Origin of the sequence: Streptomyces sp. NPDC006265 (genome assembly GCF_040613555.1) — a bacterium.
In the GTDB taxonomy this organism is placed as follows: domain Bacteria; phylum Actinomycetota; class Actinomycetes; order Streptomycetales; family Streptomycetaceae; genus Streptomyces.
The window spans coordinates 1-13,076 of the sequence record NZ_JBEXSH010000159.1; the positions used below are offsets into that span (position 1 = coordinate 1).

Annotated in this window: 16 protein-coding genes; 4 read left to right on the top strand and 12 right to left on the bottom strand. The window is 69.8% G+C overall.

From position 1 onward, the window contains the following. Window positions 1-48: 48 nt before the first annotated feature. Window positions 49-321, bottom strand: coding sequence for a hypothetical protein (locus ABZ281_RS15670; RefSeq protein WP_356655799.1), 273 nt, complete (start codon window positions 319-321; stop codon window positions 49-51). 107 nt (window positions 322-428) lie between these two features. Here ABZ281_RS15670 and ABZ281_RS15675 point away from each other — a divergent pair, with 107 nt between their 5' ends. Then, on the top strand, window positions 429-1,298 hold the full coding sequence (locus ABZ281_RS15675) for a helix-turn-helix domain-containing protein (RefSeq protein ID WP_356655801.1): 870 nt from the start codon (window positions 429-431) through the stop codon (window positions 1,296-1,298). A 229-nt stretch (window positions 1,299-1,527) separates the two neighbouring features. On the opposite strand, the gene ABZ281_RS15680 is transcribed toward ABZ281_RS15675, so the two are convergent. The 7 genes from ABZ281_RS15680 to ABZ281_RS15710 form a co-directional block, all read right to left on the bottom strand. Beyond that, window positions 1,528-2,265: an HAD-IA family hydrolase gene (locus tag ABZ281_RS15680; protein WP_356655803.1), complete on the bottom strand. Its 738-nt coding sequence runs from the start codon at window positions 2,263-2,265 to the stop codon at window positions 1,528-1,530. Next, window positions 2,262-3,071, bottom strand: a complete 810-nt coding sequence (locus ABZ281_RS15685) for a DeoR/GlpR family DNA-binding transcription regulator (RefSeq protein WP_356655805.1) — start codon at window positions 3,069-3,071, stop codon at window positions 2,262-2,264. The genes ABZ281_RS15680 and ABZ281_RS15685 overlap by 4 nt, the downstream gene beginning before the upstream one ends. Window positions 3,072-3,221: 150 nt before the next feature. After that, window positions 3,222-4,256 (bottom strand): alcohol dehydrogenase catalytic domain-containing protein, encoded by a 1,035-nt coding sequence (locus tag ABZ281_RS15690; protein WP_356655807.1) that lies wholly within the window; start codon window positions 4,254-4,256, stop codon window positions 3,222-3,224. Between the two features lie 26 nt (window positions 4,257-4,282). Continuing rightward, window positions 4,283-5,290, bottom strand: a complete 1,008-nt coding sequence (locus ABZ281_RS15695; protein ID WP_356655809.1) for a zinc-dependent alcohol dehydrogenase family protein — start codon at window positions 5,288-5,290, stop codon at window positions 4,283-4,285. After that, complete coding sequence (locus ABZ281_RS15700; protein ID WP_356655811.1) at window positions 5,287-6,177, bottom strand: carbohydrate ABC transporter permease; 891 nt, start codon at window positions 6,175-6,177, stop codon at window positions 5,287-5,289. Before ABZ281_RS15700 ends, ABZ281_RS15695 begins: the two co-directional genes overlap by 4 nt. Next, entirely contained in the window at window positions 6,174-7,136 is a 963-nt protein-coding gene (locus tag ABZ281_RS15705; protein WP_356655813.1) for a sugar ABC transporter permease, read from the bottom strand. Before ABZ281_RS15705 ends, ABZ281_RS15700 begins: the two co-directional genes overlap by 4 nt. Before the next feature lie 79 nt (window positions 7,137-7,215). Then, complete coding sequence (locus tag ABZ281_RS15710; RefSeq protein WP_356655815.1) at window positions 7,216-8,568, bottom strand: sugar ABC transporter substrate-binding protein; 1,353 nt, start codon at window positions 8,566-8,568, stop codon at window positions 7,216-7,218. Window positions 8,569-8,831: 263 nt separating this feature from the next. Between ABZ281_RS15710 and ABZ281_RS15715 the strand changes: the two genes are divergently transcribed. Together ABZ281_RS15715 and ABZ281_RS15720 are read left to right on the top strand one after the other, a co-directional pair. Then, window positions 8,832-9,197, top strand: coding sequence for a PfkB family carbohydrate kinase (locus ABZ281_RS15715; RefSeq protein ID WP_356655817.1), 366 nt, complete (start codon window positions 8,832-8,834; stop codon window positions 9,195-9,197). Between the two features lie 136 nt (window positions 9,198-9,333). Further along, window positions 9,334-9,555, top strand: a complete 222-nt coding sequence (locus tag ABZ281_RS15720) for a hypothetical protein (RefSeq protein WP_356655819.1) — start codon at window positions 9,334-9,336, stop codon at window positions 9,553-9,555. Between the two features lie 47 nt (window positions 9,556-9,602). Here ABZ281_RS15720 and ABZ281_RS15725 read toward each other — a convergent pair whose 3' ends face one another. Both ABZ281_RS15725 and ABZ281_RS15730 read right to left on the bottom strand, forming a co-directional pair. Further along, complete coding sequence (locus ABZ281_RS15725; RefSeq protein WP_356655821.1) at window positions 9,603-9,863, bottom strand: zf-HC2 domain-containing protein; 261 nt, start codon at window positions 9,861-9,863, stop codon at window positions 9,603-9,605. A gap of 50 nt (window positions 9,864-9,913) precedes the next feature. Further along, window positions 9,914-10,471, bottom strand: coding sequence for an RNA polymerase sigma factor (locus ABZ281_RS15730; RefSeq protein WP_356655823.1), 558 nt, complete (start codon window positions 10,469-10,471; stop codon window positions 9,914-9,916). 225 nt (window positions 10,472-10,696) lie between these two features. Here ABZ281_RS15730 and ABZ281_RS15735 point away from each other — a divergent pair, with 225 nt between their 5' ends. Then, window positions 10,697-10,942, top strand: a complete 246-nt coding sequence (locus ABZ281_RS15735) for a zf-HC2 domain-containing protein (protein WP_356655825.1) — start codon at window positions 10,697-10,699, stop codon at window positions 10,940-10,942. A 59-nt stretch (window positions 10,943-11,001) separates the two neighbouring features. On the opposite strand, the gene ABZ281_RS15740 is transcribed toward ABZ281_RS15735, so the two are convergent. Next, entirely contained in the window at window positions 11,002-12,081 is a 1,080-nt protein-coding gene (locus tag ABZ281_RS15740; protein WP_356655827.1) for a methyltransferase domain-containing protein, read from the bottom strand. A 250-nt stretch (window positions 12,082-12,331) separates the two neighbouring features. Beyond that, window positions 12,332-13,039, bottom strand: coding sequence for a TVP38/TMEM64 family protein (locus ABZ281_RS15745; RefSeq protein ID WP_356655829.1), 708 nt, complete (start codon window positions 13,037-13,039; stop codon window positions 12,332-12,334). Window positions 13,040-13,076: the final 37 nt, after the last annotated feature.

Genomic DNA, 13,076 nt, shown 5'->3' on the forward strand with positions numbered 1-13,076 from the left:
AGGACAAGCGCGTGGTTTCGGTGCTGAAGGAGCTCGGACTGTGACGACTCAGACCGGCATTCCCCCCGCCAAGACCGGCGGCGAACGGCGCTCGTCGGGGACACCCGCGCGGTCGGTCAGCAGCGGCGTGACATAGGTGTACGTCGCCAGGACGCCGCCCATGGTCAGCATCGCGACGCCGAGCGCCAGCAACAGCCGGCCCTGACGCAGAGCCCGGACCTCGGCCCGGAGGGACACCTCGACGCGCTGCTCCCGGGCCGGGATGAAGCGTCGGTGAGCCGCAGCCGTCGTGAGGAACGACTGCTCACGGTCGAGCCTCACAGGCGAGGGCAGGCGCGAAAAGCGGAGAGAAGTATCCCGGGAGGAACACATCCGGGGAGGAAATTCTCCCCCCTTACGCAGGTGCGATCGGTGTCATCCTGGGAAGCATGACCGCCAACGTTCCCCTCAATGAGCTGGGAGAATTCCTCAAGAAGCGCCGCTCCGAGCTGAGCCCGCGCACGGTCGGACTGCCCGAGACCGACAGGCCCCGCCGGGTGGAGGGGCTGCGCCGCGAGGAGGTCGCCCAGCTGGCCAATATCAGCACCGACTACTACACGCGTCTGGAACAGGGCCGTATGCAAGCGTCGGCGCCCGTGCTGGATGTCCTCGCCCGGGTACTTCATCTGGACGACGACGAGCGGGGCTACCTCTTCCAGCTCGCCGGAAAGACCACCAGCCGCACCCGGCGCCGCGGCCGGCAGAAGGTCCAGCCACAGTTGCAGCGGGTCCTGGACGACCTCACCGCCACTCCGGCCATCGTGCAGGGCAGGCGCGGGGACATTCTTGCCTGGAACGCGCTGGCCGCCGCCCTGGTCACCGACTTCTCCCGCCTCGCGGAAAAGCACCGCAACTACCCGCGGATCATCTTCACGGACCCCGCCATGCGCACCCTGTACGCCGACTGGGAGAGCTCCGCGCACATCGCCGTCGCCCAACTGCGCATGGAGGCCGCCAAATATCCCGAGGACCCCCGCCTGATCGAACTGGTCGGTGAACTGTCCCTGCGGGACAAACAGTTCGCCCAATGGTGGGGCGATCACCACGTCGCCGCCCGAACCGTGGGCACGAAGACGCTGAACCATCCCGTCGTCGGCGAACTCGTCCTGGACTGGGACACCCTCACCGCCAACACCGACCCCGACCAGCACCTCACCGTCTGGACCGCCGCGCCCGGCTCCCCCACCCACGAACGGCTCCGCATCCTGGCCTCCTGGGCCGCCGACCAGGACCTGCCGGCCTCCTCCCCTGTCAGCTGACCGCGACGGGCCGCCGCCATGAAGGCGGCTGGAAGGGGCTGTCAGGCGGTGCGAGCGCTGACATCCCGCGACCACGCGGCTGCCCGAAGCCAGGTCCCGCCCGACAGGCAGGTTCCTGGCACGGCCTACCGCTCGGGGTCCCCCATGAGGAGGAGATACGTCACGCCTTCATCCACGGCGTCAAACGATCCGTCGGGGCGGATTCCCGTACGCCCGTGGACCACCACGGTCAGATCACGAGCCGCTGCACGTCCATCAGGCCGCGCTCTCCCGTGCGGTGTTCCGCCGGCAGGATGTACGTGCGCAGACCGCAGGCGGCCGCGCCGCCGTCGCGGACCGGGTTGTCGCCGATCATCAGGGTGGCGCGGGGGTCCGCGCCGAGGTCGGCGCAGGCTTTGAGGAACAGTTGTGGGTCGGGCTTCTCCCGGCCCTGCTCGTAGGAGATCACGCAGGTGTCGATCAAGGCGTCCAGCCCGTGGTGGGCGAGGTGGGTGCGCAGGTCCCAGGCGAAGTCGCTGACGATGCCGACGCGCAGTCCGCGCTGGTGCAGGGCACGCAGGACCGGTTCGGTGTCGGGATAGGGAACCCAGGCGTCCGGAGCGGTGAGTTCCCGGTAGGCCGCCTCCTCCGTGCCGCGCAGGAAGTCCACCTGCCCCCACCATCCCCACATGGCGCGGCGGTGCCGTGCGGAAGAGAGATCACGGCCTTCCTGGAGGGCTACGACGGAGGCCAGCCGGAAGACGGCGCGCAACTGCTCGGAGATTTCGGCCACCGCGCCGGGCTCGTCCAGCACGGCGAGGCGGCCGGCGGCGGAGCCGACCCGGCGCAGCCACGTCTCCAGGTCGATCATCTGGAAGAGGGTGTTGCTGAAGTCGAACAGGACGGCCTGGACCGGGGGCACCGGCGCGGCCATCTCGGCGTCGCTGGGGCGGTAGGCGCTCGGTGTTTCGAACAGGGTGCGGGTCACAGGGAAGGCTCTTCGGGTTCGACCGTCTCGACGGGAACTTCGAGGTCGCGTATGGCCGCGAGTTCCGTGTCGGGGGTGGCGGTGTCGGTGATGACGGTGTGGTAGTCGGCCACGGTGCCGTACGCGTACGTGGCGGTCTTGCCGAACTTCGAGTGGTCCACCAGGAGCAGCGCCTGTTCGGCGGAGGCGAGCATGGCCAGCTTCACCTCGACGTAGTCGTTCAGGGGGTGGAAGAGGCGTCCTTCCAGGACCGCGGTGGCGGACATCAGGGCGAGGTCGGCCCGGATGTGGGACAGGGCGCGGGTGACGGTGGGGCCGGTGCAGGAGTTGAAGTCGCCGCGGTAGTGGCCGCCCAGCAGGGTGACGTTCACCGCGGGGGCGGCGGATCCAAGGCGCTGTGCGAGGCCGACCGAGTTGGTGACGACGTGCAGCTGATCCACCTCGGCCAGCGCCGGGACCAAGGGGAACAGGGTGGTCGAGTCCTCCATGAGCACGGTGCTGCCCGATCTGATCCGGCCGGTGACGGCCGCGCACAGCGCGTTCTTGGCCGCGAGGGCGCTGTTCTCCCGGAAGCGGGTGGCCGTCTCCATGGTGAGGGCGGGGAACGCGACGGCCCGCCCGCGCTCCTTGCGCAGCAGATGCCGCCCGGTGAGGTCGTCCAGGTCCCGGTGCATCGTCATCAGGCTGACCCCGAAGTGCCGGGCCAGGTCGTCGATGCGGGTCTCGCCGTGGTCGGCGACGTACCGCAGCACGGCCTGGCGCCGCTCCTCGACGGCCGCCTGTGACAGTCGCGTACGGGCGGTCACGGCGCCCCTCCTTCCCGCTCGCTCCGGTCTCGCATTTTCCCACACAGGACCGTGCGGCTCGGGGTCCGTCCGGCTCGCGGGCCTCGCGCCGTTCGTGCTGCTGCTGCGTACAACGTGCGTATCCGCGTCCATTGCCTGCGTGGCCGTGGGCTACGGTCCGTCCACCGCGACCAGTACCTTGACCTGCTCGGGGTCGACGGATGCAGCGAAAGCCTTGGCGGCGTCCTCCAGCGGGTAGGTGGCGGTGACGATCTCGGCGGTGTCGATGGCGCCGGACGAGATCAGGGACACCGCAGTGCGGTAGTCGTCGCCGGTGTACATCAGCGTGCCCTCGATGCGGATCTCCCGGTCCTGGACCAGGTCGAGGCGGACCGGGGTGGTGCCGGAGGCGCCGACGCCGACGACGATGATCGTGCCGCCCTTGGTGACCAGGTCGGTGGCCTGGGCGATGGACTGTTCACGCGCCACGCAGTCGAAGACCACGTCGGCCGGTCCGCCGAGCGCCGCATGGGCCTGGTCGGCGAGGTCGGTGGCGTCGGCGGGCAGGGCCGTGTCGGCTCCCAGACGCAGGGCGCGGTCCCTCTTGCCCGGCAACAGGTCGGTGACAGCGATCTTCGCGGCGCCCGCGTGCCGGGCGGCGGCGAGGACGAGCAGACCGATGGGCCCGGCGCCGAGTACGGCGACCGTGCGTCCGGTGAGGTCACCGGCCTTCGCCACGGCGTGTACCGGGGTGGCCAGGGGCTCGACGAGGGCGGCCTCGATGTCGGTCATGCCGTCGGGAACGCGGTGGACGCGGTCGGCCGCGATGGTGAACAGGTCGGCCATGGCGCCGGGCGTCTGGCAGCCGAACACCTTCAACTCCTGACAGATGTTGTAGCGGCCGGAGCGGCACTGGGGGCACCGGCCGCAGTACAGATTGGGCTCGATGATCACCCGGTCCCCGGGCGCGAAGTCCTCGGCTCCCTTCCCTGCCGCGGCGACTACACCGACCGCCTCGTGGCCGGGGCGGTAGGGCAGGTCGATGAAAGGGTGGTGGCCGGCCGCCGCATGGGTGTCGGAGCCGCACACGCCGACGACGGTGGTACGCACCAGGAGTTCGTCGTCCCCGGGGACGGGAGCGGGCGCCTCCTCGAGGGTGATGTCGTCGAGGGAGCGGACGAGAACGCGGCGGATCTGCTCGGTCATGTGGGGGTTCCGTTCGGTTCGGGCGTTCACGCGGTGGCGAGGCCGGGCTGGATCTGGATCTTGCGGCCGATGCCTGCCTGGAAGCGGGCGACTGCGTCCGGGAACGCCGCCAGGGGAAGGCGGTCACTGATGAAGACGCGCGGGTCGATGACACCGGTGGCGAAGAGGTCCGCAGCGCGTTCGAAGCTGTGCAGGACCGCCATGGAGCCGGTGATCGTGATCTCCTGGTTGTAGATCCTGTACGGCTCGATGGTGGCCCGGGTGGCGTAGTCGGCGACCCCGAACTGCAGGTACGTACCGCCTTTGCCCACCCGGCCGAGGGCGTCCTGGATGGCTTTCGCGTTGCCGGTGGCGTCGACGACCAGATCCCAGCCGTAGGGCGGCCGGTCGAGCTCGTCGGCGGACGCGGAACCGGCGGTGCAACCCAGTTGCCATGCCGTGGCCAGGCGTTCGGCGTTGATGTCGACGACGTCGACGCTCGCGGCGCCGGTGGCTTTGGCGAGCTGGAGCATCATCAGGCCCATGGTTCCGGCGCCGTAGACGAGCACGCGGGAGGCGAGGCGACTGCGCAGGACGTCGTAGCCGCGCACCGCGCAGGACAGCGGCTCGATCAGGGCCGCGTCCTGGGCGTCCACGTGGTCGGGCAGTCGTACGCAGTTGGCGACGGGCGCCACGGCGTACTCGGCGGCGGCGCCCGGGTGGGTGACGCCGATGGCGGCCCAGCGTTCGCAGAGGTTGTTGTGGCCGAGGCGGCAGTAGTGGCACTCGAAGCAGTACAGCGACGGGTCCACGGCGACCTGGTCGCCGAGCGCGAGTTCGGTGACCTCGCCGCCGAGGCCCACGACCTCCCCGGCGAACTCGTGACCGGGGATGATGGGCAGCCTCGGGGCGAACTCCCCATGGAGGATGTGCAGATCGGTGCCGCACAGCCCGGTGGCCGCGACCTCGACGACGACCTCGCGCGGGCCGGGAGCGGGGTCATCGACCGTGGCGATCTCGACGCTGCCGGGCTGGGTGATGACGGCTGCCTTCACTTGACGGCTCCCAGGGAGAGGCCGCGGACCAGCTTGTCCTGGGCGGCGAATCCGGCGATGAGGACCGGCAGCGACACCAGGGTGGCCGCCGCGCACAGCCTCGCCAGGAACAGGCCCTCGTTGGTGATGAAGCCGACCAGGAAGACCGGCGCGGTGGACGCCTGCGTGGCGGTGAGGTTCACGGCGAACATGAACTCGTTCCAGCTGAAGATGAAGCAGATCAGGGAGGTGGCGGCGAGTCCGGGCATGGCGACCGGTGCGACGACCCGCCACAGCACGGTGAGCAGGCCCGCGCCGTCGACCTCGGCCGCCTCCAGGATCTCCTTGGGGACCTCGGCGAGGAAGGAGCGCATCATCCATACCGCGATCGGCAGGTTCATGGCGGTGTAGAGGATGACCAGCGTCCACACGTTGTCCAGCATCCCGGCGTCCTTGACGATCAGGTACACCGGCAGCAGGGCCGCGATGGCGGGGAGGAACTTGGTGGACAGGAAGAAGAACATCACGTCGGTCCACTTCTCGACCGGCTTGATGGACAGCGCGTAGGCCGCCGGCACCGCCAGGGCGAGGACCAGGATCGTGGAAAGGATGCTGGCCATGGCCGAGTTGAGGAGGAAGGGGGTGATGTCCCGGCTGAACAGGAGTTTGTACTGGTCGAAGGTGACGGCGGCGAACGGGGTGGGCGGATTGGTGGCCGCGTCGGCCTCCTGATGGAAGGAGGTGAGCACCATCCAGGCCACCGGCGCGAAGAACGCCAGGGTGGCGAGCCAGGCGACGAAGGTCCACAGGGGAGAGAGCCGGGGCTCACCGCCCCGGTCCTCCTTGCGGCGGAAGAGCTTTGCGAACCTGGCCCCGGGCGCGGCGACTGCTGCGTGAGCGGTGGTCATCGGGATACCTCCTCGCGGAAGAGCGACGCGATGGTGCGCAGCGCGAAGGTCGCGATGACGAACGCACCGAGGACGACGACGACACCCGCGGCGGCTGCCTCGCCGTACTCGTACTTGCGGAACATGGTCAGGTAGATCTCGTAGGGCAGGTTGGTGGTCCGGGAACCGGGGCCGCCCTGGGTGATGGTGAAGACCGCGTCGAAGGTCTGCACGACGTAGATCGTGCCGAGCAGGACACCCAGTTCGATGTACTGGCGCAGGTGCGGCAGCGTGATGTGGCGGAAGGTCTGCAGCGCGGAGGCGCCGTCCATGCGGGCCGCCTCCAGGACGTCACCGGGCTGCGCCTGCAGGCCGGCCAGGAGGATCAGCATCATGAACGGGGTCCACTGCCACACCAGCGACACCACGACCGCGGGCATCGGGTAGGACGAGATCCAGTCGACCGCGGGGCCGTTGTCCGCACCGAACAACCGGTAGACGGCGTTGAGGGTGCCGTTGAGCAGGCCGTAGTCGGGGTTGTAGATGGCGTGCTTCCACAGCAGCGCCGCCGCGACCGGCATGACCAGGAACGGGGCGATGAGCAGCGTGCGTGCCAGGCCGCGGCCGGCGAAGCGGCGGTCGAGGAGCATCGCCAGGCCGAGTCCGAGGATCACACTGATGATCACCACCGACGCGGTGAGCACGACCGTGTTGAGCACGGCCGTGCGCAGCCGCTCGTCGGTGAAGACGAACGAGAAGTTGGACAGACCGACGAAGTGCCTCTCGCCCGGCTTGAGAATGTTCCACTGGAACGTGGAGATGATCAACGTGGCCACGAAGGGCAGCTGCGTCACGACGATGGTGAAGATCAGCGCCGGCAGCAGCGGGATGCGGCGCTTCCACCGGGCCGCCGCGCCCGAGGACTTCCGGGTAGGGACGGGTGGGGATGCTGTCTTGGGGGGTGCGGTGAGCGTGGTCATGAATGGTTCCTCTGCCGGTGAAGGCCGGGGGCGGGGAAGCGGCGCCCGGCCGACTCTCGGGCCGGCCGGGCGCTGAAGGTCACTTCTGGTAGTTCTTGGCGACTTCCTCGGCCAGCTTCTGGCCGTCGTCGAGCGCCTTGTCCACGCTGGTCTTGCCGGCGATGGCGGCGGAGATCTCCTGGGTCACCTTGGTGCCCAGGTCCTGGAACTCGGGGATGGCCACGTATTGGATGCCCACGGTCGGCCGGGGCTGGACGCCCGGGTCGGCCGGGTCGGCTCCCTCGATGGACTTCAGGGTGATGTCACCGAATGACGCGGCGGCCTTCTTGTACTCCGGGATCTCGTACGTGCTGGCCCGCTTGCCGGCCGGGACACGCGCCCAGCCGAGCTTCTCGCCGACGAGGTTCTCGTACTTCTTGCTGGAGGCCCACAGCATGAACTTCGAGGCGGCGTCGGCGTTCTTCGTGGTCTTGGGCATGGCCCACGACCAGGCCCACAGCCAGCCGCTGCTGTCCGTCTTGACCGTCGGTGCGTAGGCGTAGCCGACGTTGCCGGCGATCTTGCTGGAGGCGGGGTCCTCCAGCGACCCGGCCGCGCTGGTCGCGTCGTACCACATGGCGGCCTTCTTCTGGCTCAGCGCGTTCAGGCACTCGGTGAACCCGGCCTGCGGGGCGCCGGCCTCACCGTGCTCGCGGACCAGGTCGACGTAGAACTTCGTGGCCTCCTTGAAGCCGCCGCTGTTGACCTGCGCCTTCCAGTCCTTGGTGAACCAGGTGCCGCCGAAGGTGTTGACCATGGACGTCAGCGGCGCACCCAGCTCCCCCCAGCCGGCCAGACCGCGCAGGCAGATGCCCTTCATCCCCGGCTCGGCGCCGTCGACCCTGGCCGCGATGTCGGCGATCTGCTGCCAGGTCGGATGCTCGGGCACCGTGACGCCCTTGGCCTTCATGACGTCCTTGTTGTACATGAGCATCGAGGACTCGCCGTAGAAGGGCAGGGCGTAGAGCTTGCCGTCCGAGCCGGTGAGCGACTGGACCATCGGCTTGAGCAGGTCGGCCTTGTCGAAGCTCTTGTCCTGGTCGGCGTAGGCGCCCAGGTCGTGCAGCCAGCCGTTCTTCTCCCAGATGGGCACCTCGTAGGCGCCGATGGTGGCGACGTCGTACTGGCCGGCCTGGGTGGCGATGTCCTGGGTGACCTTGTCGCGCAGCTCGTTCTCGGGAAGGACCGTGAAGTTCACCTTGATACCGGTGTCCTTCGTGAACGTGCTCTTGGTCAGCTTCGCGATGTCTTCCATCTGCGGGTTGCCGACCATCAGGACGTTGATGCTCTTCCCTCCGCCCGAGGACCCGCCGGCTCCGGCTCCGGAGCAGGCGGTGGCGAGCAGGGCGGTGGCGGCGGCGCCGGCTATGAGGGCATATCTGGTCGATGCCATGTGACGGGGGACCTCTCGTGCAGGTCCGCCGGGACCTCGACTGAGGCGCGGCGGGTCGAGCAGGGGCGGGGATGCGTCCGCAGGGAGCCGGACGCGTTTCGATGGCCGAATTATTAGCAGGAGACTGCGCCTTTGTTAACATATCTTGCGAGAAAATCTCTTCGGACTTATCGTCAAGCGGCGCCGGGTGGGGGCTACGGGACTCCACCGAACAGCCCAGACCCAGCCCTCGACCTTGCCGCCGCCGTCCCCGAGGACCCCACATGAGCGCCAGACCGGAACCCGCAGACCAGCCTGCCGTCGTCGTCGCCGGAGACGCGCTGGTGGACCTCACCCCGGCCCGCACGGCCGATGATGCCGCGGCGTTCCAGCCGCGCCCGGGCGGCTCCTGCCTCAACGTCGCCGCCGGTCTCGGCCGACTCCGAGTCCCCACGGCACTGCTCGCTCGCATCTCCGACGACCACTTCGGCGATCTCCTGCGTGCGCACCTCGCGGCCTCCGGCACCCGGCTCACCCATGCGCTGACTGCCTCCGACCCCACCACTCTCGCCGCCATGCATCTGCGCGAGGATCCCTACGACTCCTGCCCCTTCACCCTCCACATCCCACCGGAAGCCACCCTCGGCTGAACTCCCCCATCAGGTCTCCCGTGCGGCGCTTCAGCGCCACCCACGGCTTCCGCCCCGCCCGCGGCACCGACCCGCTCCCCTCGCCCCCGCTTCGACCCGACCCGTTCCCTGTCCGAGAGCATCGACGATGCACGGCATGTCCCCTGCGTTTCAGCGCGTGATTCTGGTGATCGCGGCCATCGGTCTGGTCGCCGGCTGTTCCCAGCAGTACGACGACGAGCGCGGCAAAGGGGACGCGCCGGTCCAGGGACGCTCGGGGGACAACACCCCGGCCGAGGTCTTCAACATGCCCGACGGCTTCGGCAACCTCGCCACCGAGCGCGATGATCCGCAGCCCGACCTCACGGGCGCCGAGTAGACCGATGAAACAGCCTTCGCGGGCCTACGGGCCCGACGACGCCGGCATCACGGGGGTGTCCTCCCGTGTTCTCCGCCGTCGTCCCCGGTCGGCCGGTCGCTCAGAAGCGATGCGCCGAAAGCACGCAAGCGGTCCACCGCTGCGCTGTCGGGCTCCGTCCGGCGGGCCAGCGCGTTGTGGATCTCCTGGTAGACGGACGCCTCCAGACCGCAGCGCCGGCAGTCCTCCAGGTGCGCCGCGACCCGGCCCGCGGTGACCTCGTCGGTTTCGCCGTCAAGGTAGGACTGCAGCACGCGGGCAACCTGCATGCAGTTCATTCGGCGCTCGGCCGCTGCACTCCGCCACCATGGACGCCTCTTCACATCACACCTCGTCTCGGTGCCAGTCCTGCCACGGCCAACCGCGCCCGTATCCGTTTGCGCGCCCGGTGCAGCCGGCTCATCACGGTGCCCTCGGGCACGTCCAGCAGGTGGGCGGCCTCCGCATAGGTGAGGCCGTCGATGTCCACCAGCTGCACCACCTGACGGTGCTTGTCCGGCAGCGCGCCCAGGGCCTCGTCCACCACCTCGTCGAACGCCTCACCCACCACGATCTCTTCCGCCGACCCGCTGGGGCCCGTGGTGCTGAGCCGGTCCAGATCGGTGTCCGGGTCGTCCAGAAGATGCGGACGGCGGCGGCGGTGGCGGTTGATCTCGGCCCGCCGCATGATCGTCAGCAGCCACGCGCGCGGATGCTTCCCGTCGAAGCGGTCCACGGCCCGGTAGGCGCGCAGAAGGGTGTCCTGCACGAGGTCTTCGGCGTCCGCCGGCTGCGACGTCAGGGTCATCGCCACCCGCAACAGCACCTCCACCTCCGGCAGCACATAGGCGGCGAACGCCTGACCCCGAGGGTCCGCAGAGTCAGGCGGCGCTGTCACTTCGTCTTCCACAGGGTGGAAACCCCTTCTCCCCGGACCCGCATTCCACCCCTTCCACCCTTCTGCTTCCCGGGCCCCGGCGCCACTGTGGTCAGCGGCGAGGTGAGGAGCTTGTGCGGGGGCTGGAATGCCGCGTGCGGCGAGACGGGTTTCCGCTGTATGAAATGGCAGCGCGTTCCCGGGCCGGGGCGAGTGTGGGCCGAGTGCCGGGAGAAGATACGGCATGTGCGGCTGCACGGTGACGTGGAAGCGTACGTCGACGGGCAGCTCACCGGCGCGCACCGCGTGCGGGTGGCCGCCCACATCGCCTGCTGCTGGGCATGCAGCGGCAGTCTGCAACTGCTGCGGCTGGTCAAGGCGTCCCTCCGGCACCATCCCCAGCGGACGCCTCCGTCTCTCGCGTCGGCCCGGGTACGGCGCCTCGCTCATCACCTCACCACGCAGCCGGGCCGGGACCTGCCCCGCCGCTGAAGGACACCGATCCCGCACGAACCCTGGCGGCCGGGCATCGCGGCGGCCCGGCGTGCCGGTCAGCAGCAGCCAGGCGGTGCGCCCATGGCCGGCGCGGCCGGCCCGTCCACGGGATCGCAGGGGAACCGGCCGAAGTGGTGGCTCTTGTCGCCGGTGACGGTGAAATGGGCCGCGTATCGGGTGGCGCCGAGCATGTCGGCGGTGTTGCCACAGACGAGCATCGGCTTGCCGGTGTGGAAGCGGTGGTGGTCGTCCAGGTCGAAAGCGTGCGGGTGCTCGGCGATGGTGCCGCGGTAGACGGCGACCTGACCGTAGTCCTCGCAGCGGTCCTCCAGCGGGAGCTTGAAGGCGCGGACGGTGCGGGAGGTGAAGGTGGCGAAGCCGATCTTCCGCTCGATGTCCGGGTCGCTGATCTCCACCGGGGAGGCGGTGACAGTGCGGGCGTCCGGGCAGCCGGCGCGTTCCAGGATCCGGCGGAAGTCCTCCGTGTACAGGGCGCCGGCGAGGCACTCCCCGACGAGGACGGGATCGTCGAGGAGTGCGGCGGGCAGGCGGCGGTCGGCGAGGATGTCGGAGAAGTACAGCTCGCCGCCGGGCTTGAGGACGCGGAAGATCTCGGAGAAGACGCGCGGCTTGTCCGGCGACAGGTTCAGGACGCAGTTGGAGACCACCACGTCCACGGAGGCGTCCGGGATGCCGACCGTGGCCAGGTCTTCGATGTAGCCATGGCGGAAGCCGGTGTTGGCGTAGCCGAACCGTTCGGCGTGCCAGTCCTGATGGCGGCGCGCCACGGCCAGCTGCTCCTCGGTCATGTCGACGCCGATCACCCGGCCGGTGGGGCCGACCAGTTGGGACAGCACATAGACGTCCCGCCCGCTGCCGCAGCCCAGGTCGAGCGCAGTGGCCCCGTCGAGTCCGGGTGGGGTGGGCGAACCGCAGCCGTAGAAACGCTCCATGACCTCGTCGTGCACCTGTGCGAGAGCCGCGGCGATGTGGGGCGGCGGTGCCGTGTCCGTGCAGCAGGCCGAGGTCTTCAGGTCCGCGGAGGAGGCGAGCACCCGTCCGTAGTAGTCCCTGACCGATTCCGCCACGGACGAGAGGGGCATCTGCTGCCCTGGGGATGCGTCAATCGTCGCCATGTCTCTCCCTGATGAGTGATCTCTCGCGCACCGGCCGGTGGTTCGCCGGGGCCGCGACGGGAACCCGCTGTGCGGCGGTTGCCATTCCCCTCCACTGCGCCGTGATCCGGACGGGTCTCAGGTCAGCGGCGATCAACCACCGGTATGCAGGGCTGATGCCGTCGGGCGCGCTCAAGGCGCGGTGGGCTTCTCCGCATCAGCACGGGCTTCTTCCCTCACGGGACGTTCGCCGACGGCGTCCCCCGGGTCGTCACCGGCTACGGGCAGTCGCGTCGGCCTCGACGCTGCGGGAGCGGACCAGCCGTGCCGCCCACCAGCCGCCCGCGCTCAGCACGAGCAGAGCACCCAGCGCGATCCACAGCCCGGCGGAGCCGGGGTCGCCCAGGGACCCGCCGAGCCCGGTGTAGACGACGGTGCCCGGGATGATGCCCAGGGCCGTGGCTGTGACATAGGAGGAGAAGCGGACACCGGCCGCCCCCGCCCCGTAGTTGATCACCGAGAAGGGAAACAGCGGCACCAGCCGCACGAGCAGGACGGCCGCGAACCCGCGGCGTGTCAGGTAGGCGTCCAGCCGGGACAGCCGCCCCGACCCGGCATAGCGGGCTACGACCGGACGCCCCAGCCAGCGGGCGAGACCGAACGACAGGGCCGCACCCGCCGTCGCTCCCACGAGCACGGCCGCCACCCCCAGCGGCAGCCCGAACAGTGCCCCCGCGGAGGCGGTCAGTACAGAGCCGGGCAGCAGCGCCGTCACGGCCAGGGCATAGCAGACCGCGAAGACGACCGGCCCCCACATGCCGAGCGAGTCGACCCACTGGCGTACCTCGCGCAGCAGGTCCCCGCCTCCCAGTGCCACCCAGGCCCCGAGCGCCACCAGCAGGACCACGAGGAAGGCCATCCGTATCCACGCCGCCCGCGGCGGCCTCGGCGCCCCCGCCTCGGCCGGGTGGCGCAGCACCTTGCCGGGATCGATTCGGTACGTGTTGGTGCGCCCC

Excerpts from the sequence above, each read along its gene's own strand:
- ABZ281_RS15675 (WP_356655801.1), top strand. The coding sequence starts at position 429 with ATGACCGCCAACGTTCCCCTCAATGAGCTGGGAGAATTCCTCAAGAAG.
- ABZ281_RS15690 (WP_356655807.1), bottom strand. The coding sequence starts at position 4,256 with ATGACCGAGCAGATCCGCCGCGTTCTCGTCCGCTCCCTCGACGACATC.
- ABZ281_RS15700 (WP_356655811.1), bottom strand. The coding sequence starts at position 6,177 with ATGACCACCGCTCACGCAGCAGTCGCCGCGCCCGGGGCCAGGTTCGCA.
- ABZ281_RS15705 (WP_356655813.1), bottom strand. The coding sequence starts at position 7,136 with ATGACCACGCTCACCGCACCCCCCAAGACAGCATCCCCACCCGTCCCT.
- ABZ281_RS15710 (WP_356655815.1), bottom strand. The coding sequence starts at position 8,568 with ATGGCATCGACCAGATATGCCCTCATAGCCGGCGCCGCCGCCACCGCC.
- ABZ281_RS15715 (WP_356655817.1), top strand. The coding sequence starts at position 8,832 with ATGAGCGCCAGACCGGAACCCGCAGACCAGCCTGCCGTCGTCGTCGCC.
- ABZ281_RS15720 (WP_356655819.1), top strand. The coding sequence starts at position 9,334 with ATGTCCCCTGCGTTTCAGCGCGTGATTCTGGTGATCGCGGCCATCGGT.
- ABZ281_RS15725 (WP_356655821.1), bottom strand. The coding sequence starts at position 9,863 with ATGCAGGTTGCCCGCGTGCTGCAGTCCTACCTTGACGGCGAAACCGAC.
- ABZ281_RS15740 (WP_356655827.1), bottom strand. The coding sequence starts at position 12,081 with ATGGCGACGATTGACGCATCCCCAGGGCAGCAGATGCCCCTCTCGTCC.